23 protein-coding genes and 1 pseudogene are annotated in these 23,577 nt (G+C 53.0%); 18 read left to right on the top strand and 6 right to left on the bottom strand.

Going from position 1 to position 23,577, the window contains the following annotated elements:
- Positions 1–33: 33 nt before the first annotated feature.
- From AB5Y76_RS11075 to AB5Y76_RS11060, 4 genes are all read right to left on the bottom strand, one after another.
- Complete coding sequence (locus AB5Y76_RS11075; protein ID WP_041234042.1) at positions 34–489, bottom strand: cytochrome c5 family protein; 456 nt, start codon at positions 487–489, stop codon at positions 34–36.
- A 197-nt stretch (positions 490–686) separates the two neighbouring features.
- Positions 687–1,715 carry an L-threonine 3-dehydrogenase gene (tdh, locus tag AB5Y76_RS11070; RefSeq protein WP_005340852.1) on the bottom strand — a complete coding sequence of 343 codons (1,029 nt, stop codon included), beginning with the start codon at positions 1,713–1,715 and terminating at the stop codon, positions 687–689.
- A gap of 55 nt (positions 1,716–1,770) precedes the next feature.
- Positions 1,771–2,961, bottom strand: a complete 1,191-nt coding sequence (locus AB5Y76_RS11065; protein WP_005342487.1) for a glycine C-acetyltransferase — start codon at positions 2,959–2,961, stop codon at positions 1,771–1,773.
- A 115-nt stretch (positions 2,962–3,076) separates the two neighbouring features.
- On the bottom strand, positions 3,077–3,721 hold the full coding sequence (locus AB5Y76_RS11060; protein ID WP_005340848.1) for a TetR/AcrR family transcriptional regulator: 645 nt from the start codon (positions 3,719–3,721) through the stop codon (positions 3,077–3,079).
- 158 nt (positions 3,722–3,879) lie between these two features.
- On the opposite strand from AB5Y76_RS11060, the gene rfaD reads away from it, so the two are divergent.
- The 6 genes from rfaD to AB5Y76_RS11030 all read left to right on the top strand — a co-directional run bounded on the left by rfaD (position 3,880) and on the right by AB5Y76_RS11030 (position 11,195).
- Positions 3,880–4,836: an ADP-glyceromanno-heptose 6-epimerase gene (gene rfaD / locus AB5Y76_RS11055; protein ID WP_005340846.1), complete on the top strand. Its 957-nt coding sequence runs from the start codon at positions 3,880–3,882 to the stop codon at positions 4,834–4,836.
- A gap of 118 nt (positions 4,837–4,954) precedes the next feature.
- Entirely contained in the window at positions 4,955–6,715 is a 1,761-nt protein-coding gene (locus tag AB5Y76_RS11050; RefSeq protein WP_263717958.1) for a polysaccharide deacetylase family protein, read from the top strand.
- A gap of 11 nt (positions 6,716–6,726) precedes the next feature.
- A complete protein-coding gene (locus AB5Y76_RS11045) occupies positions 6,727–7,956 on the top strand; it encodes an O-antigen ligase (RefSeq protein WP_236325018.1) in 1,230 nt (409 codons plus the stop codon).
- Complete coding sequence (locus tag AB5Y76_RS11040; RefSeq protein WP_263717959.1) at positions 7,953–8,771, top strand: glycosyltransferase; 819 nt, start codon at positions 7,953–7,955, stop codon at positions 8,769–8,771. The genes AB5Y76_RS11045 and AB5Y76_RS11040 overlap by 4 nt, the downstream gene beginning before the upstream one ends.
- 1 nt (position 8,772) lies before the next feature.
- Positions 8,773–9,897, top strand: coding sequence for a glycosyltransferase family 9 protein (locus AB5Y76_RS11035; protein WP_113740202.1), 1,125 nt, complete (start codon positions 8,773–8,775; stop codon positions 9,895–9,897).
- A 98-nt stretch (positions 9,898–9,995) separates the two neighbouring features.
- Complete coding sequence (locus AB5Y76_RS11030; protein WP_318528159.1) at positions 9,996–11,195, top strand: 3-deoxy-D-manno-octulosonic acid transferase; 1,200 nt, start codon at positions 9,996–9,998, stop codon at positions 11,193–11,195.
- A gap of 43 nt (positions 11,196–11,238) precedes the next feature.
- On the opposite strand, the gene AB5Y76_RS11025 is transcribed toward AB5Y76_RS11030, so the two are convergent.
- Positions 11,239–11,778 (bottom strand): hypothetical protein, encoded by a 540-nt coding sequence (locus tag AB5Y76_RS11025; protein ID WP_019444996.1) that lies wholly within the window; start codon positions 11,776–11,778, stop codon positions 11,239–11,241.
- Positions 11,779–12,095: 317 nt separating this feature from the next.
- Here AB5Y76_RS11025 and AB5Y76_RS11020 point away from each other — a divergent pair, with 317 nt between their 5' ends.
- From AB5Y76_RS11020 to AB5Y76_RS10995, 6 genes are all read left to right on the top strand, one after another.
- Positions 12,096–12,794, top strand: coding sequence for an ABC transporter substrate-binding protein (locus AB5Y76_RS11020; protein ID WP_263717961.1), 699 nt, complete (start codon positions 12,096–12,098; stop codon positions 12,792–12,794).
- 60 nt (positions 12,795–12,854) lie between these two features.
- Positions 12,855–13,676, top strand: a complete 822-nt coding sequence (locus AB5Y76_RS11015) for an AraC family transcriptional regulator (protein ID WP_005357044.1) — start codon at positions 12,855–12,857, stop codon at positions 13,674–13,676.
- A 40-nt stretch (positions 13,677–13,716) separates the two neighbouring features.
- The gene (locus AB5Y76_RS11010; protein WP_100652235.1) at positions 13,717–14,352 is read left to right on the top strand and encodes a LysE family translocator; all 636 of its coding nucleotides are present in this window, start codon (positions 13,717–13,719) and stop codon (positions 14,350–14,352) included.
- Positions 14,353–14,409: 57 nt separating this feature from the next.
- Positions 14,410–15,540 (top strand): PotD/PotF family extracellular solute-binding protein, encoded by a 1,131-nt coding sequence (locus AB5Y76_RS11005; RefSeq protein ID WP_263717962.1) that lies wholly within the window; start codon positions 14,410–14,412, stop codon positions 15,538–15,540.
- 390 nt (positions 15,541–15,930) lie between these two features.
- On the top strand, positions 15,931–16,587 hold the full coding sequence (locus AB5Y76_RS11000; protein ID WP_263717963.1) for a DUF3313 domain-containing protein: 657 nt from the start codon (positions 15,931–15,933) through the stop codon (positions 16,585–16,587).
- Positions 16,588–16,851: 264 nt separating this feature from the next.
- Positions 16,852–17,364, top strand: a complete 513-nt coding sequence (locus tag AB5Y76_RS10995) for a cupin domain-containing protein (protein WP_263717964.1) — start codon at positions 16,852–16,854, stop codon at positions 17,362–17,364.
- 101 nt (positions 17,365–17,465) lie between these two features.
- On the opposite strand, the gene AB5Y76_RS10990 is transcribed toward AB5Y76_RS10995, so the two are convergent.
- Positions 17,466–17,966 carry a DUF1993 domain-containing protein gene (locus AB5Y76_RS10990; RefSeq protein WP_263717965.1) on the bottom strand — a complete coding sequence of 167 codons (501 nt, stop codon included), beginning with the start codon at positions 17,964–17,966 and terminating at the stop codon, positions 17,466–17,468.
- 311 nt (positions 17,967–18,277) lie between these two features.
- Here AB5Y76_RS10990 and ydfZ point away from each other — a divergent pair, with 311 nt between their 5' ends.
- From ydfZ to AB5Y76_RS10960, 6 genes and pseudogenes are all read left to right on the top strand, one after another.
- Positions 18,278–18,475: a putative selenium delivery protein YdfZ gene (gene ydfZ, locus AB5Y76_RS10985; protein ID WP_005342516.1), complete on the top strand. Its 198-nt coding sequence runs from the start codon at positions 18,278–18,280 to the stop codon at positions 18,473–18,475.
- Between the two features lie 205 nt (positions 18,476–18,680).
- Positions 18,681–19,118, top strand: coding sequence for a DUF2846 domain-containing protein (locus tag AB5Y76_RS10980; RefSeq protein ID WP_139442354.1), 438 nt, complete (start codon positions 18,681–18,683; stop codon positions 19,116–19,118).
- A 209-nt stretch (positions 19,119–19,327) separates the two neighbouring features.
- Positions 19,328–19,855, top strand: coding sequence for a transposase (locus tag AB5Y76_RS10975; protein WP_263717966.1), 528 nt, complete (start codon positions 19,328–19,330; stop codon positions 19,853–19,855).
- 183 nt (positions 19,856–20,038) lie between these two features.
- Positions 20,039–20,972 (top strand): annotated as a pseudogene (locus AB5Y76_RS10970) (IS5 family transposase).
- A gap of 237 nt (positions 20,973–21,209) precedes the next feature.
- Positions 21,210–22,004, top strand: a complete 795-nt coding sequence (locus AB5Y76_RS10965) for an AAC(3) family N-acetyltransferase (protein WP_263717968.1) — start codon at positions 21,210–21,212, stop codon at positions 22,002–22,004.
- A gap of 2 nt (positions 22,005–22,006) precedes the next feature.
- Positions 22,007–23,374: a DUF4910 domain-containing protein gene (locus AB5Y76_RS10960; RefSeq protein WP_081990725.1), complete on the top strand. Its 1,368-nt coding sequence runs from the start codon at positions 22,007–22,009 to the stop codon at positions 23,372–23,374.
- The last annotated feature ends 203 nt before the right edge of the window (positions 23,375–23,577 follow it).

The raw sequence follows: 23,577 nt of genomic DNA, 5'->3' as shown, positions 1-23,577 counted from the left end.
TGAAAGGGCCGCAATTGCGGCCCTTTCAAATACTTACAGCTTGTCGATCATGTAGTGGATGGCGTTTTCAATCTCTTCATCACTACAGTTCGCACAGGTGCCGCGCGGAGGCATCATGCCGGACTTGCCGGTAAAGCCTTCAATGGCATGTTTCTTGAGAGTATCAATGCCCTGGGCGATGCGAGGATCCCAGGCGGCCTTGTCACCCCGTTTGGGGGCACCAGCGGCGCCGGTGTCGTGACAGGCAAAGCAGGCGCCCTTGTATACCGTTTCGCCATCGCGGGGACCGGAAGAGGCGGCCGCCGTCGGTGCAGCACTCGCGCCGGCAATACCTTCCAGATCCTTGGCGGTATAGACCTGACCGATTGGTTTGATCCGCTCGGCAATGGCTTCCGGTGACATTTCATCGGCAGCAAGCACTGCCCCAGACAAGCTGGCGGCCGTCATCCCGACAGCCAGCAAATAGCTCAGTTTTTTCAACACGCTCATATACTCCCAGCAGTCTTTTATTATCCATGTAAACGACGGGATTATAACCGAATAGTTACAGCCATTTAAACGCTTGTGTGTGAAGTGTTAAACACTCTGCGTGCAAAGTTTTGGGCGATATCACGGCAATTCGGGTGGTGGAGATAAAAAGAAACCCGGCATTCGCCGGGTTTCGAGTAACCAAGGGGTGAAAAGGGTTATTTATCCCAGCTCAGGATCACCTTGCCGGAGTGGCCGGAACGCATCGCATCGAACCCCTGCTGGAATTCGTCGATGTGGAATCTGTGGGTGATGATGGGGGAGAGATCCAGCCCGGACTGGATCAGGCTGGCCATTTTGTACCAGGTCTCGAACATCTCGCGGCCATAGATCCCTTTGATAAACAGCCCCTTGAAGATCACCTTGTTCCAGTCGATGGCCATGGTGGAGGGGGGGATGCCGAGCATGGCGATCTTGCCGCCGTGGTTCATCTTGTCGAGCATCTCCTGGAAGGCGCTCGGGACGCCGGACATCTCCAGCCCCACGTCAAACCCTTCGGTCATGCCCAGCTCGCTCATTACGTCGGCCAGCTTCTCCTTGGCCACGTTGACCGCGCGGGTGGCGCCCATCTTGCGGGCCAGCTCCAGCCGGTATTCGTTGACGTCGGTGATCACCACGTGGCGCGCACCCACATGGCGGCAGACGGCGGCGGCCATGATGCCGATGGGGCCTGCCCCGGTGATGAGCACATCTTCACCCACCAGATCGAAGGAGAGGGCGGTGTGCACCGCATTGCCGAACGGGTCGAAGATGGCGGCCAGCTCGTCCGGGATGTTGTCCGGCAGCTTGAAGGCGTTGAATGCGGGGATCACCAGATACTCGGCAAAGGCGCCCGGGCGGTTGACGCCAACACCAATGGTGTTGCGGCAGAGGTGAGTGCGGCCAGCGCGGCAGTTACGGCAGTGACCGCAGGTGATATGCCCTTCACCGGAGACCCGATCGCCGATGGCGAAGCCGCGCACCTCCTGACCGATGGCGACCACTTCGCCGACATATTCATGGCCGACCACCATGGGTACCGGAATGGTCTTCTGGGACCACTCGTCCCAGTTGTAGATGTGGATATCGGTGCCGCAGATGGCGGTTTTGCGGATCTTGATCAGCAGGTCGTTGTGGCCGAGCTCGGGGGCCGGTACATCCGTCATCCAGATGCCGACCTCTTTGTGCAGTTTGGAGAGTGCTTTCATGGCTGTTCCTTCAATATGAATGCAGAAAAAAGGGGCTGCAGCCCCTTGATTCAAATCAGATAACGCCGAGTTCACGGCCGATGCGGATAAAGGCGTCGATCGCCTTGTCCAGCTGCTCGCGGGTATGGGCGGCAGACATCTGGGTGCGAATGCGGGCCTGACCCTTGGGCACGACCGGGAAGGAGAAGCCCACCACATAGATGCCAGCTGCCAGCATGCGGCTCGCCATTTCGGAGGCCAGTTTGGCATCCCCCAGCATCACCGGAATGATGGCGTGGTCGGCGCCTGCCAGAGTGAAGCCGGCGGCGCTCATCCGCTCGCGGAAGTAACGGCTGTTCTCTTTTAGACGTGCGCGCAGGTCGTGACCTTCCGCCAGCATGTCGATCACCTTGATGGTGGCGGCAACGATGGAGGGGGCCAGCGAGTTGGAGAAGAGGTACGGGCGGGAGCGCTGACGCAGCCAGTCGATCACCTCTTTCTTGCCGGAGGTATAGCCGCCGGATGCGCCGCCAAGCGCCTTGCCCAGAGTGCCGGTGATGATGTCGACCCGATCCATCACGCCGCAATATTCGTGGGTGCCGCGACCGTTTTCGCCGATAAAGCCGACGGCGTGGGAGTCATCCACCATCACCAGCGCATCGTATTTGTCCGCCAGATCGCAGATGGATTTGAGGTCGGCGATGACCCCATCCATGGAGAAGACACCGTCGGTGGCGATCAGCTTGAAGCGGGCGCCATCGGCGTCAGCCTGTTTGAGCTGGGCTTCCAGTTCGGCCATGTCGTTGTTGGCGTAACGATAACGCTTGGCCTTGCACAGCCGCACGCCGTCGATGATGGAGGCGTGGTTGAGGGCATCGGAGATGATGGCATCTTCAGCGCCGAACAGGGTCTCAAAAAGACCGCCGTTGGCATCGAAACAGGAGGAGTAGAGGATGGTATCTTCGGTGCCGAGGAAGGCAGACATCTTCTGCTCCAGCGCTTTGTGCTGATCCTGGGTGCCACAGATGAAGCGCACAGAAGCCATGCCGAAGCCGTGGCTGTCGAGCCCCTGATGGGCGGCGGCGATCAGATCTGGGTGGTTGGCCAGCCCCAGATAGTTGTTGGCACAGAAGTTCAGTACCTGCTCACCGCCGACGGCGATGCTGGCCTGCTGGGCGGAGGTGATGATGCGCTCCTGCTTGTACAACCCTTCAGCTTGCACCTGGTTCAGTTGCTCGGTCAGGTGACGATAGAATCCGTTAGACATCCTCGATCCTTATTGGCTATTTCAGCTGCGTATCAACAGAGGGCGACATTTTACTGCAATCTGTTGCGGTAAATTCAAATGATTGTGCTGATATTCAACAAGTGTGAAACAGATCTCACCCAGCTGGTTGGGCCAGCTGACGGTAGTGTTGTTCCAGCTGCTGGATCTGTCCGGCCACCTGGGGTTGCACATAGGGGCGCAGCAGGAACAGCACCTTCAACACGCCCTGATAGAGCAGCGGTTTGGTGATGCGGGTGTTGGGGGCTTGGGCAATCTGGAACGGGATCCAGCAGGTCACCACCATCTTGATGGTCTGGCCCAGATCCGGCAGGTCTTCATCGCTGACATCTATGATGCCCCCTTCGCGCAGGCTTCTGAGCAGGGCGACCACGGAAGAACGCATCTGCTCCTGGGCCTTGAGGTACTTCTGTTGCAGCGGCTCGTCACGGCTCAGGATGTCCGGCAGATTGGCGTAGAAGAAGCGGAACTGCCACATCAGATAGAAGATGGCATCGAGATAGCCCATCAGATCCTGCAGGGTGATTTCACGGTTGCGGGTCGGGACGAAGCTCTCGCTCAGGTGACGGGCATACTGGTCGAAGATGGAGTGGATGATGTCTTCTTTATTGCGGAAGTGGTAGTAGAGGTTGCCCGGGCTGATACCCATGTGCGCCGCAATATGGTTGGTGGTGATGTTGCGTTCACCCTGATCGTTGAACAGCTCGGTCGCGCTGTGAATGATCCTGTCTCTGGTTTTCATCACTCATTCCTCCAACAGGTTCCGCTCGGGGCAGTTTTGAACAAGGTCGAATCCCCGGACGGCCCGTGATAAACTTTTCGGCAATTTCAAATTGGCTCACTATACACAGCTTTAACAAGCAGTCACATGTAGCCATCAACGTACGAGAGGCAAACTCCATGATCGTAGTAACTGGCGGTGCTGGCTTTATCGGCAGCAATCTGGTCAAGCAGCTGAACGCTCAAGGACGGACCGATATCGTGGTCATTGATGACCTGACCGACGGCACCAAGTTCGTCAACCTGGTCGATCTGACCATCGCTGACTACATGGACAAGGACGAGTTTCAGGCTCGCATCGTCTCCGGCGACGAGTTTGAAGAGTGGGACAACGGTATCGAGGTGATCTTCCACGAAGGCGCCTGCTCTGCGACTACCGAATGGAACGGCAAGTTCATCATGGAGGTCAACTACGAGTACTCCAAGGATCTGTTCCACTACTGCATCGAGCGTGAAATCCCGTTTATTTACGCCTCTTCTGCCGCGACCTACGGTGGCCGCAACGACAACTTCATCGAAGATCCCAAGTTCGAACAGCCGCTCAACGTCTACGGCTACTCCAAGCAGTTGTTTGACCAGTACGTGCGCCGCTGGATGCCGGAGATCAACTCTCAGGTTGTCGGTCTGAAGTACTTCAACGTCTACGGCCCGCGCGAGCAGCACAAAGGCTCCATGGCTTCCGTCGCCTTCCACCTCAATACCCAGGTGAAGAAGGGCGAGAATCCCAAGCTGTTCGAAGGTTGCGATGGCTTCCCGAACGGTGGTCAGATGCGTGACTTCATCTATATCGACGACGTCTGCAAGGTAAACCTCTGGTTCTGGCAGAACCCGCAGCACTCCGGCATCTTCAACTGCGGTACCGGTCGTGCCGAGCCGTTCCAGAACGTGGCCGAAGCGGTGATCAAGCATCATCAGAAGGGAGCCATTGAGTACATTCCCTTCCCGGATCACCTCAAGGGTCGCTACCAGAGCTTCACCCAGGCTGACATGACCAAGCTGCGCAGCGTGGGTTATGACGCCGAGTTTAAAACCGTTGCCGAAGGGGTAGCGGATTACATGGCTTGGCTCAACCGCTAACAGGTGAGCACAACGCGGCCGTTTGAGCGCAAAACCGGAAGTGGGCACTCGCCTGCTTCCGGTTTCTGGTCTCTGTGGCTGCTTGTCGTTCCTCTCTTCTCTACCGGGTAACCGCGCGATGAATATATTGATGGCACTCTCCCAGCTCGAGGTAACGGGAGCTGAGGTCTATGCCACCACGGTCGGTAACGAACTGACCCGGCGTGGTCACCACGTCTTTTATGTGTCAGATACCCTGACCAAGCCGACGCTTGGCCCCGTCTTCAAGCTGAGATTCAACAAGCGCAGCATTCTGCGCCGCTTCTGGCACGTCTTTTACCTCATTTATCTCATCAAGAAGCATCATATTCAGTTGGTGCATGCTCACTCCCGCGCCTCCGGCTGGAGCAGCTATGTGGCTTGCAAGCTGACTGGCACCCCGATGATCACCACGGTGCATGGTCGCCAGCCGGTGCACGCTTCGCGCAAGGCCTTCCATGCACTCGGCTATCGGGCGGTTGCCGTTTGTGAAGATATTGCCCATCAGATAGTCGACAATCTGGGGGTCGATCCCGCGATCGTGCAGGTGCTGCGCAACGGTATCGAAACCGACAAATTCCAGCCTGTGCCAGCGCCAGACAACCCAAAGCCGGTGATTGCCATCATTGGCCGTTTGAGCGGCCCCAAAGGAGAGCTTTGCTACCGTCTGCTCGACGAAGTGCTCGATCTGGATGCCTGTCGGGTGCGGATTGTCAGCGGTACCAAGGTTCCGGAGCGCTTTGCCCGTTTCGAAGGACGCGCCGAGTTTGTTGGTTATGTCGATGATGTTCCCGCTCTGCTGGCGAGTTGCGATCTGGTGATCGGCGCGGGTCGGGTTGCGATGGAAGCACTGCTCTGTGGTCGACCCGCTTTTGCCATTGGTGAAGCCAGAGCCATTGGTCTGGTGACCGAACAGAATCTGGACGAGGCGCTGGCCAGCAATTTTGGCGATATCGGCCCCAAGGATCTGGCCATCGATTTTGCCGCGCTGAAGGGCGAAATCGAATCGGCCCTCACAAGCAAGGTGGTGCCGGAAGCCATTCGCCAACGCATTCAGGATGAGTATGGCTTGCAGGGGGTGGTATCCGGCCTCGAAGCCATCTATCAGGATGCTGTAGTCGAAACCCTGCGCCGCGAGATGCCGGTTATCATGTACCACCGTTTTATCGAGCAGGATAGCGAGAAAGGAGTGCACGGTACTTGGATGCCGATCGCCATGTTCGAGAAGCATCTGCGCCTGATGAAGTGGCTCGGCTACGAGACCCTGACTTTCCGCGATTTGGCGGACAAAGGCTTTATCCACCGTCTGCAATACGGCAAGAAGTACCTGATGATCACCGCCGATGACGGCTATCAGGACAACCTGACCCGCATGCTGCCACTGCTGGAAAAATATGGTTATAAAGCTGTGGTGTACGTGGTTACCGGTGAAGGCTATAACCGTTGGGATGTAGAGCATCCGACTAATCCGGACACCAAGGTCTCATTGATGAGTGGTGAGCAGGTCAAGGCGCTGGCCGCCAGCGGTCATGTGGAAATTGGTGGTCATACCCTGACCCATCCCCGCTTGAGCAAGCTCACATCCGAACAACAAGCCCATGAAATTCAGGAGAATAAACGCCAACTGGAGGCCCTGCTTGGCCATCCGTTGCTCTCGTTTGCCTACCCTTACGGAGATATGAACGAGAGTGCCAAGGAACAGGCTATCACCGCCGGGTATCGTTTTGCTGTCGCTACCAATAGCGGCCCCAAAGCGATGCACCTGGACCCTTTCCAGATCCGCCGGATCGCCATCTTTCCCCGCACTGATGTATTCGGGCTGTGGCGCAAGATCCGCGGGAATTATGTTTTTAGAAAATGAAAGAGAAGAAAATGAATTACAAAAAAATAGAAAGATATTTACTTTGTTTGTTTGCTGCTTCCATATTTACTAGTAAGCCAGCTATTTATATTTCATCGGCACTAATGATAGTGTTTTTTATTGGACGATGTGTTTTTGACAGAGAATATTATAATGTGGTGAAACGCGATGTTGTTTTATGGGGGCCAATCGCGGTGTTCCTATTCGGGGTCTTCGCAAAAATAATATCTCCTGCTTCCTTTGTGGATATAGGTCATTTTTTTTATAAGGGGATGTTTTTATTGGTTTTCCCGGTCTTAGTTATTTCTTTGCGAGAGAATAAAAATAGACGATTAGCATTCTCGATATCGATGTTGGGTTTTCTTCTATCGGTATTATGGTCTTTTGTCCAAGCATTTGTTCTGCTTCCACATACTTGGAGTGGTGAGCGATTTGGTGGGTTCTGGGATATAGGTCGGTGGGCTGAGATCACAACATTTGTCTTTGCATTTATGTTGCCAAAATTGTCTGATGATATGACGGCATCAAAGAAAATTGTCATTGGATTATTTTTGTTTGTGACTTTCTTGAGTCTTATAATATCTGGCGGTCGTGCTGGTTGGATTGCTGCATCATTTTCCTTTGTGGTGTATATGATCTTTATGAATCGGAAAATGTTGTATGTTTTTACTCCGGTTGCATGTGTGTTGATTTTTTCTCTTTATCTAGCAATGCCCTCACAATTTAATGCTGTAGCGGGAAGGGCTACATCTGTAACTGAGACTACAAGCAAGGATTATTCTAACTTTAGCCGTATTCTCATGTGGGGGAATGGCGTTTCTCTTCTGCATGAAAATTTATCACATTATCCTCGAAAGTTTCTATTTGGTATAGGGTTCAATAAGTTTCAGACAGAATACTCGGCCTATTTGAACAAAATTTCGAATACTGAGGATCTGATAAAATTAACGCAAGGTAATTACTCCTTAAATGACTTGCATAATTCTTATCTTGATTCAGCAAATAAAATGGGTTTTTTGTATACGTTGTTTTTCTATGGCTCATTAATTTTCATTGTGTATCTTTTTTATAAGAAAGAATCTCTCATTAAGGGTTGCATATTAATTGCTCCATTTTTAATTTTGGGTGTTTTCTATACAAATTATCTTGAGTTTCAAACCTACATATTTTTCTTTGTTGTTGCATTGGCCTACTCGGAGGTTGAGCAATATAATGTTGATAACCATAAGGTGAGAGCATGAAAGCTAGTGTCATTATAGCTTTTTATAATAATTTAAAAGCATTGAAAATTATTCTGTCAGCTCTTAACAATCAGTTTGAAGATAACTTTGAGGTTATTATTGCTGATGATGGCTCCAGGGAAGATGTTGTTTCAGAAATAAAGTCTATTCAGACAGGATTTAGTTATCATATAAAGCATGTATGGCATGAAGATAAAGGTTTTAGAAAAAACAAGATACTTAATCAGGCTGTGTTACTTGCATCCAATGAGTACATAATATTTATTGATGGCGATTGCATTCCACAAGCTAACTTTGTTCGTGATCATTTGGAAAATGCAGAGGTTGGTTGTTTTTTAAATGGAAGAAGGGCGGACTTGTCACCATCATTTAGTCAGAAAATAACACTTGTCAGGCCAGAGTCATTTTTTAAAGAGAACTTATTTTTTATGCTTGCAGAATATATTTTTCTTGGGAAAGGGAAAAATATAGAGAAAGGGATAAGAATTACTAATCGATTTTTGAGTAGATGGTTGAATAGGAAAAACAAAGGGGTTGTTGGATGTAATTTTTCTCTTTACAAGAAAGATTTGACTTATATTAATGGATTCGATGAGCGGTATGAGGCTGCGGGGGTCGGAGAAGATACTGATGTTGAATTCAGATTGAAGTTGGCTGGTTTTAGATGCAAAAATATTTTTTATTTGGCTAATCAGGTTCACATGTATCATAAAGAGCTTCCTAGAGATCGAGTTAATGATGAGATATATGCATCTGTTGTTAAATCAGGGGAGTACTTCACCCCGTGGGGAATAGAAAAAAAGGCAGTTGATTAAAATGAAATTTCGGCTATTTAAGACTATTAAAGATCAATTTTTCATAGGGCGAGATTTATTTAGAAGGCGTCTGGCAAGAATACTGTTCGATAAAGAGAGAAATTGTAACAAACACAATCTTTCAATATCTAGAGGTAATGGGAAAAAATTTCTGGTTATTCGTTGGGATGCCAAACTAGGGGATTCTATAGTTTGCTCTTGGTTATATAGGGAGATTAAAAAAGAGAATAAAAACAATCAACTTATAGTAATTTGCAATTCTAACATACAGAAATTGTATGAGAATATTTGGGGAGGTGATGTTTTTGTTATAAAAAAACGGCCTTCTTATAGAGAGTTGCGTCTGTTGGCAGAGAAAATAGGTTTTGTCGATTATGCTCTTCATTTTGGTGAGAAGCTAAAAATGAGAGACATTTATTTTCTAAGTAAGCTCTCTACAACATGCATTGCGGGGATGGATGATGACCTTGATTTAATAAATATTAAACTTGGTCAAGTAACATCAGAAATGCATTTTAGTGAGAAGTTTGTTTATTTTTTAAATGGAATTGGATTTTTTAATGTTGATGCGAAATATATCATTCCTGACTTCCCATTAGTTGAAAATAAAATAAGTTCATATCGGTGGCCACAAAAGAGCAATACTATTTGTTTTAATCCTTATGGGAGTGGGTCATCTCGAAGAATGAACTCTGAGTTGATAATTTCCCTGTGCGATTTCATGCTAAGAGAAACGGGTTTTTCTATCGTATTGTTAGGTATGCGTGATCAAGTTAAGGTAATTGAACATATGATAGCTAAAACCATAGATCCTGGACGAGTTTTTTGTTTACCGCCAGAAGACGTGTCAATTGAGTCACTATTCTCTCAGCTACGAATGTCAATTGGGTTGGTATCCGTAGATACTGCTACGATACACATCGCTTCCGGTCTGAATTTACCAACATTGGCAATTTATAATTCTAAAAGTGGTGAGCCAGATCAAAATTTTTTAAACTGGCATCCAAATAATGAGAAGGCTGATGTTGTTTTTACTAAGGATTTGAGTGGTCGTGGTGTAAACTCGCTTTCTGTTGATGATTTTGAAAGTAGATTCAAACAGTGGGTGAAGCGATTTCTATCATAAAAAAAAATAAATTATTTTATTTCGGTGTGATGTTTATTGGTCTCTTGATCAGCATATTATATTCGAATTTACAGAAGCTCACCGGCGACCAGACCCAGATGCTCTACAAGGGTTACCTTGGGGCTTATGAGGGGGTCTGGCTCAGCTATGGCAATGCGGCGAGTGCGGTGGGCAATGTGCCGGGGAGCTTGTCGGCCTGGCTGATCGGTGGGCCGCTGCTGCTGTGGGACTCTCCCTATGCCCCCATGGTGTTGCTGCTGGCGATGCGGCTGGTCGGGTTCCTGTTGTTTGATGCGGTGATCCGTCAGGTGTTTGATGACAGGGTGCGTCTGCTGTTTCTGGTGCTCTGCTGGCTTAACCCCTGGTTCCAGTACGAGAGTCTGCTCTACAACCCCTCTTATCTGTTCCTCTTCTCGGCCATGCACTGCTGGTCGGCCTGGCATATGCGCGAGCGGGCCTCCTTCTGGCACATGATCGTTCACCTGCTGGCCATCGGTATGGCGATGCAGTTGCACTACTCCTGGCCGCTACTGGCGGTAATGTCCACCTATCTGTTCTGGCGCCGCATTCTCAAGGTGAGCTGGAGCGGGGTGGTGGTGGCTACCCTGCTGATCGGTGCCTCCCTGATCCCCTACGCGATGGAAGTGATGAGCAACAGCCATATTACCCAGAACGTCGATCCCGAGGCGCGCCAGCGCTATATCGGCTGGGGGCTGGTGCATGTCTATCCGGTGTTGAAATCAGTGCTCTACTGGCTGCGTTACGGCTCCTGGCTGTTTGCCAGCAAGCTGGTCAACGATACCCAGTTCATCTGGTTGGCGGGGCACGAATACCTGCAGATGGCGGCAGTCTGGCTGTGGCGGGTGGTGATCTACGGGGTAGGCTCGGCGACTGTGCTGCTGGCGGCCAAGGCCAACTGGCAGCTGTGGTGCGAACTCAAGCCGCGTCTGCTGCGCAGCGACCGCGCGCCTGTGGATGGCGAGAGCTGGCTCGGTCTCTATGCGCTGGCGGCGGTGCTGGCGGTGCTGGTGAGTGCGGCGCTCTCGCCCATCATCTTCAACTACTGGCACCTGATGCTGATCTTCCCCTACGCCCTGTTCCCGATCCTGCTGTTGTTGGTGCGTTGGAGTCGTCGTTATCCGCAGTGGCTTGGCAAGGGGCTGCTGGCAGCCACCCTGTTCTGCACCGCGGTGAACCTGATTGCGGCGTGCGACAGCACCAAGTTCTACTATCAGGCGGACTACAAAACCCAGGTGCTGGAGTATCTGCAAGAGATGAAGCTGCAACCCAAGCAGTGAGTCATCCACGGCCAGCTCCCCGAGCTTGGGGGGCTGGCTGTCACTATTCGAAACGGTCCATATGGGCAAAGTTTTTGGCTTCGGCAACCCAACCCTCACGCCCCTGCTTGTCCCGAATTTTTACCCACCACTGGTTCTGCGGTGACCGGCCGTATCTGATCTCTTTGCGCGCATAGTCATAATCGAGAATGTAGGTTTTGCCCTTGTACCAGAACAGGCTATTGCCTTCGCCCAGTCCGCCGAGGATATAAAGCGTTTCCCCTGCCTTCATATTCAACAGTGGCCCTTTTCCCTCCTTGCTATAGCCCAGCTTGACCGATCTGAGTATTTCGACGATCCCCGGTTGTTCGGTAATGACAACCCCGGTTAGTCCTTCCACCTGCTGGCCGCGGGGTAGCCGGAACAGCGCTTTGGCCGTCAGGGATGGCTCGGCTCTGACAATCACCTCTTGCTTGGTGGTCCACGCCTGATAGGTACAACCCTCAAACGGGCAGCGACCCCAGTCGTAATAGGGCAGGCGCGGTTTTTCATCAGAACTTACAGTCGTAGCAAACAGCGACAACAACAGCAAAAACAGTCTCATGAATCTACCTGTCCGGCGGGGCGCTCACCCGCCGGTTTGATGAATGGGGCCGCACTATATCTCAAGAGACCAAAATCCATCAAAGCAGCGGGATTATTGATTTTCACCGCAATAAAATGGGTGGTCGATGGCCATGAAAGCAGGGGGCGAAAGAGGCCGAAGCGCGTCGGGAGCGGATAGCCCGCCCCTTTGCCTTGTGCCATGCTGATGGCTATCAGGGCATCGGGTCGGCACCTATGGGCATCTCTCGTTCGGGTATGCGTTTGGTATTACTGCTATCGGCACTTCTTCTCCCTCTTATACCCATCAGCCAGGCCGTGGCGATCAACGCGCCACTGCGGGGATGTGTCTTTCAGCTGGCGCCGCTGGTCACCATCGATCAGCAGGGCAAGGTCTCCGGGCCGGTGATCGACTACTTTCGCCGTCATATCGAACCCGCGATCGGGCGTGCCATCGAGTGGCAGGGGCTCAATGTGGCGCGGCTGCTCAGCAACCTCGAGAGCGGCGAGTGCGATCTGACCCCGCTGCTGAGTTACAGTCCCGAGCGTGCTCGTCATTTCCGCTATATCGACCCCCACCTGTTGCTGCTGCGGCCGGTGCTGGTGGTACTGGTACCATCGCGACTTCATGCGGTTGAGCGGCAGGAGGATCTCTACGGCACCACCATCGGCTGGTCGAGCCAGGCGATCGTGCCGCCGCTGTTGCAGCATCCGCAGATCCACATTGACACCCTCTCCCAGCTCAGCTGGGAGCATGGCAACATGCAGAAGTTGCTGCGCGGGCGCATCGATGCCGCGCTTTTTTCCAACGATATTTCCGCCAACCATTTTCGCGCCAAACTTCCTGCTGCGACCCGCCTCATCTACCTGCCGGTCACCCCGCTGCAGGTACATATCGTGCTGAACAAGTCGTTGGGGGATGGCAATCCCGATCTGGTGCAACATATGCGTCAGATGGTGGAGCGGGTGCCGCTCGCCTCGCTGGTGGAACCAACCCCGCGGCTGTGGGGGCGTTGAGAGGGGGTTGCGTGCAATAATCTACAAGTCCAAGGCCCGCTTCTGGTGTATCTATAACCCATGAATACCACCGATTCCCTCATCCGCTACTGGCAATCCCCGCACCTGCCGGGGGTCGAGCTGTCACACTCCCACCACAGGGCGTTCAGCTATGGCCGCCATGTCCATCTCGACTACCATATCGGGCTGGTGCAGCGGGGTGGCCAGAAGTTTATCCACAAGGGAAACAGCCACCATCTGGTACGCGGGGTGCTCTCTACCGTCAACCCGGATGAGGTGCACGACGGCCTCAGCCTGCTGCCGGAAGGGTACGAGGTGCGGGTCTTTGCCATCGATCCGCAGCAGCTGGCGCTCTGGCTGCCGGAGCAGCCGGAACCCTTCTTCGACAAGGGATTGCAGAGCCGCCCCGACCTCTATCAGGGTTTTGCCCAGCTGCACGGCTATCTCGACAACCCCAAGGCCGATGGCCTGCTGATCGAGAGCCAGCTGCTTGCCCTGCTGGGGGAGCTGCTGCATCTGGCCCCCGAGGTACACCAACTGGCCGATCCCCAGTTGCGATTCCTGCGCGACTACTTGATGGCCGCCCTCGACGAGCCCCACTCGCTGGAAGAGCTGGCGGGGCTGCTTGGGCTCGACCGCTTCGCCTTCCTGCGCCAGTTCAAGAAGCGCAGCGGCATGACCCCCTACGCCTGGCTGAAACGGCTGCGGCTGGAGCAGGGCAAGCGGCTGCTGGCGAGCGGCATGGCGGTGAGCGAGGTGGCGCTGGCGGTCGGCTTCTTCGATCAGAGTCACTTCCACCACGGTTTTCGCCAGGCATTCGGTCTGACACCCGCCGAATTTCGTGCCCAGATGCAATCTTTTACAAGCCGCGCCCCCCGCTGATCCGCCATGCTGGCTCTCCGTCGTTAAAGCGAGAGTTGTTATGCTGACCAGTCTGTTCGTTACCCTCGGCCTGATGCACCTGATTGCACTGGCCAGCCCCGGCCCCGATTTCGCCCTGATCCTGCGTACCAGCCTGCACCGGCCGACCGCCCTTGGCGCGGCGCTGGGCATCTCGCTGGCGATCATGGTGCACGCTACCCTGAGCCTGACCGGGATCAGCATGCTGATCGCCAGCCACCCGCTGCTGTTTATGGTGATCAAGTGCTGCGGCGCCCTCTATCTGGGCTGGTTGGGGTGGGGCGCCCTGATGGCGGCTCGCCAGCAGAGCAGTACCCTGATGGCCAGCGCCGCCAACGAGCTGCGCGGCTGGGGTAGGGGCGTACGCACTGGCCTTGCGACCAACCTGCTCAACCCCAAGGCGCTGGTGTTCTTTATCGGTCTGCTGGCCGCCATGGTGACGCCAGAGGTGGATGGAATGACCCGCAGCCTGCTGGTGGGCGAGCTCTTCATCATCTCCCTCTGCTGGTTCGGGCTGCTGGCGTGGAGCCTCTCCACCGATCGTGCCCAGCGCCTGCTGCTGCGGGTGCAGCGGCCGCTCAATCTGGTGACCGGCGTGCTGTTTGCGGTGGTCAGCCTCTCCATTCTGGCGAGCATGGGAGCCGAGCTGGTGGCCTGACGAGTGGGCGCATGGGCCTATACTCCAACAAGGTTTACCTGTCAGGAGTACCCGGCCATGCGACTACTGCCTCTTTGCTGGTTGCTGGGGATGACCCCGGCGCTGGCGGCCCCGGTTCAGCTCAAATTGCTGGAGTGGGGCTATCTGCCAGCGGGTTATGAACAACAGTTTGCCGACTACGCCAAAGCCCATGGGGTGGAGGCGACGGTCAGCCGGATCGAGCCGCTGCTGACCGATTTCGACAGCGTCTACCGCGCCCTGCGCACCCGCAGCGCCGATGTGGTGCTGCCGACCAGCTACTTCTACAAGGCCCATCACCAGCCGCTGTTCAAGCTGCTGCTCCCCATCGATTTCAGCCGCCTGCAGCACTACCCCGAGGTGAAGCCCGCACTCAAGAACACCGAGTATGACAAGCAGGGGGAGCGCAACTACTCGGTGCCCTTCTCCTACGCCATGTTCAGCCTCGCCTATGACAGCAAGCAGGTGCCGCAAGCGCCCACCAGTTGGCAGGTGCTTGCCAACAGCTCGCTGTCGGGTCAGTTTGCCGAGTTTTGCGACCAGTTCGAGCCGCTGCTCTTTTCGGTGCTGCTCTCGCTGGGCAAGTCGCCCGCCCTGTTTGCCAGCGGCGAGATGCTGGCCGACAAGACCTTGCAGCAAGAGGTGGAGCAGCTGCTCTCGCAGCGGCTGCGAGCCAGCCGCGGCTTCTGGTTCAATCAGGCCAACCGCTGTGAGGATCTGCGCCAGCAGACCTTTGCCACCACCTGGGGGCTGGAGTTGGTGGAGTGCAACAAGCAGAACGAGCAGCAGTGGCGGATCTCCATGGTGCAGGAGGGGGCCATCTATGCCCTCGATGCGATCTCCATCGCCCGCCATGCCGGGGATGATCCCGCTCGGCTCAAGGCCGCCTACCTGCTGGTGGATTTTCTGCTGAGCGCGCCGCTGCAACGCCAGATGCTGGTGGGCACACCCACCATTTCGGCCAGCAATATTGCCTCCCGGCCGCCCCTCAGCCCGCAGGAGCAGGCGGTGCTGCCGGATCGCCCGCTGCCGGAGTTTGACGAGCGGCTGCTGGTGCCCGCGTTGCCCGCCCATATCAAGAATCGCTACAAACGGATGGTGCAGCAGGCGATCGTTGCCAGCGGCAAAGAGGGGCTGGTCAAGCAGTGCCCCTGGGATCTCGATAACTGATGGGTGTGCCTGCCGCTTCTCCGGCGGCAGGCAAGTTTGCGCAAGATGGCTGATGATCGGTCATCGCCCGTTCCAGGGCATTCCCCCGTTCAACTCACGCCGCTCGCGAGCCCCCATCGTTTGAAAAAACTGAGCGCTTTCCGCAGCCCCATTTAGCCGGATTAAACAACCTAACCCTCGCCAGATTGCCGTTCGTACCCTGGCTGACCCTGTACAAAAGTGCCGCAATTGTGACAACTTGGATGTGAGCTGAACAATCCTGATCTGTTGCTTGTGGGAAGGTGATGAATAGGTTATTTCTCTGTGACATTGGCGGCATCCGGCACGGGTTCTCCAGCCATGTGGTGCGAAATCCACAGCAAAAACAAACAGTAAAATGCAGGAGCAAATATGAAAAAGGTCGTGATGGTTGCCGTGGCTGCGGCGCTGCTGGGTGGCTGCGCCGTCAAGAATCAGGTATCCCACAGCTTGCAGGCGATCCCGCTGACTGCCTTCCAGCAGAGCGAGAGCAACCCCAATCAGCGCGTCTACAAGGAGCCGGGCGTTGACCTGCGCCAATACAATGAGGTGTTGCTCGATCCGCTGCAGTTTATCCGGCAGGAGAACGGCCAGTGGTATCTGCTGACCGCCAACGAACAGAACCAGATTGGCCGCTACTACCACGACAAGTTCCAGAGAGAGCTGATCAAGCAGGGCGTCAAGATCGCCACCGCCCCCGGCCCGAAAGTCATGCGGATCCAGGCAGCCGTCACCAACTTCGACCTGACCCGCCCCGACCCCAAGCTGCGTGACCTGCTGCCGGCCAAGATTGCCATCAACGTCACCCGCGAAGTGATCGGCAAGGAGCCTTACCTGCTCAAGGTGGGCAGCATGGCCCAGTTGCTCGACTCCCAGAGCGGCAAGCTGCTGGTGCGGGTGATGGATGCCCGTGAGAGCACGGATACCACCCACAAGGATGAGCCCATCACCGCCGAGGAGATGGAGAGGATGATCGACCAGTGGGCGGCCAGCCGCGCCAAACAGCTGGCGGACAATCTTGGGAAATAAGAGCGGAAAATCAGCCTCAGAAAACGGGTGCAGACAGATCGAGAGAGGGAGCCAGTGGCTCCCTCTTTTGTCTCCATTTTTGTCCGCACCGCTGCCGCTGGCATGGCCGCGCAGCCCTTGCAGGATGGGAATCGACCCGCAGCCGAGTCCGTCTTTTCACCATCTGCTGCGAAGGGGGCTGACCGATTTCTGCTTTTCTCGCCCGCATTCTGGCAGTTAGGATGACCCTTCCCGTGACTGCATCCTCATGGAAAAGGAACCGCTATGAATCGCCACCCCTGCATCAAACACTGGCGCGAGCTGCAAGAGCCGACGCCGCGCTACTACTCCGGCAGTCAGGAGCCTCTTTCTCGCGGCTGCGCCCTCGGCAAGCACTTCGGCTTTAGCCGCATCGGCATTCACCACGAGATTGTCGAGCCCGGCCATCGCACCAGCTGGCCCCATGCCGAAAAGACCGAGGATGAGTTTGTTCACGTGCTGGAAGGAACCCCCGATGTCTGGCTCGATGGTATCCTCTATCGCCTGCAACCGGGTGACTCGGTGGGCTTCAAGGCCGGTGACGGGCTGGCCCACGCCTTTATCAACAACACCGAAGAGACTGTCCGGCTGCTCTGCATTGGCGATACCGATCGGGAGGACAACCGCATCCACTACGCCGTGCACCCCGAGCGCAATATCACCCTCGGCAAGTTGCACTGGGATGACGTACCCGCGCGCGAGCTGGGGGATCACGACGGCCTGCCCGACAAGCTGCGCGAGCGCAACTGCCCCTTCTAGGGCGCAGCTCTTCTGCGCACTAGCCCTGCACCACCCGATATAAAAAAGCCTGCCGCGTGGCAGGCTTTTGCTATCTGTTTGCCGCCTGTGGCGAGCGGCGCTTATTGCAGGTTGAGCCCGCCCAGATAGTCGCGCTTGCCGAGTTCGATCCCGGCGCGGCGCAGCAGGGCATAGGCCATGGTGAGGTGGAAGTAGAAGTTGGGAATGCCGTACTCATGGACGCAGGTGTGGCCATCCATCCCCTTGCCGCCCGCCCAGTGGGGCACGTAACGGCCGCTGGCGTACTGGCTGTAGTCCGCGTCCAGCTTGCCTTGCAGATAGGTGATGGTCTTGCCGATATGGGCGCGCAGATCGGCGATGGTTTTGGGGTCATCTCCCAGCACCGGCAGCTCGCTGTGGCTGGCGGTGGCGACCACGGCGCGGGCCGAATCGCAGCAGATCAGCACCTGCTTGGACAGCGGCAGCATATCGACGATCAGTCGCTCGCCGAAGAAGTTCTCCACGTTGAACTGTTTCGCCGCGGCGTGGGCCTCGGCCTTGGCCAGACAGTGGTCGAGGTTGGTCAGCATCTTGATGAACTGGGCGGTAATGTCGCGATTCATGAGCACTCTCCATCTTGTTGAAACAGCGGCGCGCTTGCGCGGCCACAGTGAATGAGACTGGCTAATCGGCCACCAATATACCCCAACCGCTGCCGGGTTCGAGCCCGCCCCGACGAAAAGGGCAGGGCAGCGCTACTTCGCGCGACAACCGTTGGCCAAGCGGCCATGCTCGCTTTTTGAGCCTGTGAGTCCCTTATCGCCCCTTTTTTGATCTGTGACATAAATCACCTTTTTTCTGAGGCGTAGGCTGAATGCCGTTGTCCTGGACAGACGCCTGCGCATTCGCCAGGACACAAGAAAAGGAGAATGAAATGAAGATCTATGACCGTAACCGCAATGTGCTGAACCTGGGTCAGCGCGTGATGATTGCCGCCACTGGCGCAGTCGATTTTCTGAAAGAGGCCCACACCGACAATATGACCCCCTATCAGGCGGAGCATGAGAAGTGCGTGCTGCTGGCAAACTCCGGTGAGCGCTACGCCCCCATCGAGTTGATTAGACTAGGCTGATCCCTTTCCCTGTCACCCTACTCTTTACAATTCACCCGACCGCCGCGCCCCATCTGGCGGCCGGGTTTCTGAGTTCTCCCACCTTCATCCCACCAAATGCCGAAAAATTGAACCGGGTCACACCCCGACCGATTTGAGCGATTGTCAGCTAGCACAGGCTCATGCGAACCTTTAAATCCCGTTAACTCACTAAAAAATAACGACTATGTTCAGGCAAATAATGATGAGTGCCGCCCTGCTGTCGGCGGCGCTGCTTTCCGGTTGTGCTTCCGTACCCATGGCCGATGCCACCGCAGACGCCCAGGCCAAGCAGTTTGTAGCCCCCAAGGATGCGGCCAACCTCTATATCTATCGCAACGAGACCTTCGGTGCGGCGGTGAAAATGCCGCTGCTGGTGGATGGCGTGGCGGTCGGCGATACTGTGGCCCACAGCTATATCCTCAAGCAGGTGACACCGGGCAGCCACACCATCACCTCCAAGTCGGAGAACGATGCCACCCTGACCCTCAGCACCGAGGCGGGTAAAAACTACTACGTCTGGCAGGAGGTCAAGATGGGCCTGCTGATGGCCCGCTCCAAGCTGAGCCAGGTCAGTGAGGAGGAAGGCAAACAAGGGGTGATGGAGAGCAAGTTGGTCAAGTGACCAGAGGCTTTCACCAAAAACAAGGCGTAGCTTCACCAGTTACGCCTTTGCCCGAAAGTGGGTGTTCCAGATTTCCTGTCCATGTAGGTTCGATTAGCGAAGCGTAATCGGACGATCGCGTAATGGAATATCCGCACCATCACGCCCGCAAGCAGATCGAAGTGAGGCAAGGCTATGCTTGGCTTTTCGGCCTCAACGAGGAGGACAGGATGGCCAATTGGCGGCGGGCATGGTGGCCCGGAGGAACCTGGTTCTTTACCGTCAACCTGCTGGAGCGGCGCAACAACCGGTTGCTGGTGGAGCAGATCGACCTGCTGCGCCACAGCGTTGCCAAGGTGCAGCAGGCTCACCCCTTCGCCATTCACGCATGGGTGGTGTTGCCCGACCATCTCCACTGCATCCTCTCTTTACCGGAGGGGGACACCGATTTCCCCCTGCGTTGGCGGCTGATCAAAAGCCACTTTTCCCGCGCCTTGCCGGTAAACGAGCGCCGCAGCCAGACCCGGTTACGCCACGGGGAGCGGGGCATCTGGCAACGCCATTATTGGGAACATCTGATCCGGGATGAGCAGGATTACCGCCGCCATATGGATTACGTCCATATCAATCCGCTCAAGCATGGTCATGTCACGAGGGTGGTCGATTGGCCGTATTCCACCTTCCATCGTTACGTGGCGAGCGGCGTCTATCCACCGGATTGGTGCGGGTCGGTGGATGGGGTGGGGGGATTGGAGTAAACCCCCAAAAGGGTTGTTCCGTTGTAAGCGTTCGATTACGCGAACGTCCGATTACGCTTCGCTAATCGAACCTACGGTCCTGATTTTCCATAAGGGGCGTTGTTGCCCAAATCGATACAGCTTGAATGGAACTAACTGAGGGCTCGGTGATCTGATCACCATCATCCTCTTCAAATCTGCATCATGGGCTCGTCGCTTCACCCCATCACTAACTGGCCTCAATACAACAAGTCTTTGATTAACCGTGGTTCCCTCACCTTCTGGGTTGATGCAGACGCCATGGATAACTGGTTCCACCACGACCATCATGGGTGCCGGGGCCGCAGCCAACTCTACACTGACCAGACCATCTGCACCTTCCTAATGCTCAAGGGGATTTTCAACCTCACTCTGCGGGCCACTCAGGGACTACTCGACTCCCTGTTCGAGTTGATGAACGTACCGCTTTGTGCCCCCGATTACAGCTGTGTAAGCAAGCGGGCCCGCACGGTGACGGTGGCTTATCGACAGCCCCCAAAAGGACGTATTACCGATTTGGTTATCGACTCAACTGGGCTGAAGGTATTTGGTGAAGGCGAGTGGAAAGTCAGAAAACACGGCGCCGAGAAACGGCGAGTGTGGCGCAAGTTGCATCTGGCAGTAGACCCAGCCACTCACGATATCGTGGCGGCAGAAATCTCGCTGGAAAATGTCCATGATGTAGAGGTGTTGCCGACTCTGCTCAATCCACTGCGGCGCAAACTGGGGCGTGTTTATGCGGATGGCGCCTACGACAGCAAAGCCAGCCATCAGCTTATCTTGCGCAAAGGGGCAACAGCCTGTATCCCGCCTCGCAAAAGCGCGGGGTTATGGGACAAGGGACATCCGAGAAATGAGGCGGTGCTGGTGATGCGCAAGGAGGGGGTAACGCACTGGAAGAAGATATCGGGGTATCACTGTCGCTCACTGGCAGAGACAGCAATGTATCGGTTCAAGCAGTTGCTGGCGGGGAAAATCAGCCTGCGTAACTACAACGGCCAAGTGGGAGAAGTCATGGGTGGGAGAAGTCATGGCGTATGTTAGCGCCATAAACAAGCGGAATACCCTTGGTCTGCCTGTCAGAAAGTCCCGAGTGTAGCGGTCACCCAGGGCTGGGGGAGTCATGACTTGCTGGCTGATTTGGGCAACAACGCCTCCATAAGGTATAAGTCACCTTAATATATTTCAGCATTAGAAATATCAGTTAATAGTGATTAACGAAAAATAATTGATACTCGCGTTGGCTTCCAACGAGGCTCCTGTTGTGTATAATTAGAAAAAATAAATCTCTGATAAGTTGTTGAGATTATTACTAGTCGGAATAAAGGAAATGTTGATGAGCAATAATATGTTTCATATCAGTTCTCTTAGACAGAGATGGCTTCAATCTGGAATCGCACCAGGAGATGCCATTCTTATTCATAGCAATATTAAAAGAACTCTTCTTGAATATAAAAAAAATGGTTCCTCAATTTCTCCTGGCGATATTTTTGATAGTCTATTGGATGTGTTGGGACAGGAAGGGACATTGCTGCTGCCATTATTTAACTTTGATTTTACAAAAGGCATGCCATTTGATATTAGGACTACCCCATCGCAAATGGGAGCATTGACTGAGGTTGCTCGAAAGCATAAAGATGCCATAAGAACAGGACACCCAATTTATTCATTTGCAGTTATTGGTAAGTATCAAAAATTGTTTTATAACGTTGATAATGAAAGTGGTTATGCTGAAGACTCTCCATTTGGAATTTTAAAGCATATGGGTGGTAAAATAGCATCTTTAGATTTGGAAGATCAGTACAGTATGACGTTTTATCATCATATTGAAGAAGTGAAAATGGTTAGTTATCGATATTTCAAAGAGTTTTCTGGAGACTACACGAACATTCAAGGTGAAACAACAATAAAAAAATATAAATTATATGTGCGAGATATCGAGCGTGGGGTTGTAACAAATGTGAATCCAGCTGGGGAGTTGCTATGGTCTGCAGGGCTTTATAAGGGATTCAGGCCCAGGCATGGTAGTGGCTTAAGAACAATAAATGCTGCGGATATGTTTAACTATATAAGTAAGCTCATAGACGATGGTAAAGCTCGTGACCACTTATTTTCTATAGAGGAGCGGTAGTAATGATAGGTAATTGTATTCATGCTCTTGCCAAGTCGCTGTGGCATTTTAATAGGAGTATTACTGGTGATGGTGTGAGGAACACCCTTAAAGAATTAACCAATATAATTCCTGATCTCAGGACGCATGAGGTGGCGTCGGGGGAGCAAGTTTTCGATTGGACGATCCCCGAAGAATGGCGTGTTCGCGAGGCATATATCATTACACCAAGCGGTAAGAAGATATGTGACTTTCGTGAAAATAATCTCCATTTAGTGGGGTATAGTATTCCGGTTAATAAACGAATGGATTTATCGGAGTTAAATAAATTCCTATATTCTCTCCCTGATCAGCCTAATGCAATACCATATATCACATCATATTACAAAAAGAGGTGGGGTTTCTGTATTTCACAAAATGACAGAATGCAGTTAGAGGAAGGAGAGTACCATGTTGTTATAGACTCTGAGCTATTTAATGGTTGGTTGACTTATGGTGAGCTATTAATTAGAGGGCAGTCAGATAAAGAGGTTTTTATTTCAACCTACATTTGTCACCCATCTATGGCAAATAATGAACTGTCAGGGATTTCTGTCACGGCATATCTGGCCAAGTGGTTGAGTGAAAGGAAAAACAACAAGTATACATATAGATTTGTTTTTATACCAGAAACCATTGGGTCAATAACATATTTAAGCAAAAATATCATAACTTTAAAATCTAACGTTTTTGCTGGATTTAACATCTCCTGTGTCGGAGATAATAGATGCTATTCTTATCTTCCCTCAAGAAATGGAAAAACAATTAGTGATATTATTGCATTACATGTCTTAAAGAATATAGATGAAAATTTCAAGCGTTATAATTGGGCCGATAGAGGTAGTGATGAACGTCAATATTGTGCGCCAGGTGTTGATTTACCGATAGCATCAATTATGAGAACAAAATATGGTGAGTATGCTGAATACCACACCTCTCTTGATGATCTTGAACATGTGGTTACACCCGAAGGATTGGCTGGTGGCTATAATGCGTTAATGAAAGCTATTGAAGCTATTGAAAATTTCACCTACCCAAAGGTTAACGTTTATTGTGAACCACAGTTAGGAAGGCGAGGACTTTATCCAACGTTATCAACCAAATCAAGTGGTCAGGAAGTAAAGGTAATGATGGATTTGCTTACTTGGTCGGATGGGATGCGATCATTAATTGATATAGCAGACCTTTGTGGTGTTCCGGTATGGGAGTTATATCCGATAGTCACTAACTTAGTAGAACATAATCTACTTACATTATTAGACTCACCTATATATATTGGCATCGATGGCTTAATAAATAGCTCACGATATTCACCTAAGATAAATAGTATGGAGGAAGTAAGTGAAATATAATTTTAATGTGGCAATCGAACCAAATGGTGAATTAGTGTAGGCCATTTATGATATATATTAAATTGATGTTTAAGTTTATCATTGATATTCTGTGGAAGGGGTATGGTTATTGCTTTGATCTCCTTTTGGTCTGCCTCTTTGTATTGTACTGCCTTATTCAGTTCAGCACCGTTGTGAACGTATCTTAGGATGGGGTCCCAGTC

The organism is Aeromonas sp. R1-2 (genome assembly GCF_040908505.1).
Taxonomy (GTDB): Bacteria; Pseudomonadota; Gammaproteobacteria; order Enterobacterales; family Aeromonadaceae; genus Aeromonas; species Aeromonas veronii.
The sequence above is the reverse complement of the archived record's forward strand: the minus strand, read 5'-3'. Positions and strand labels throughout refer to the sequence as shown.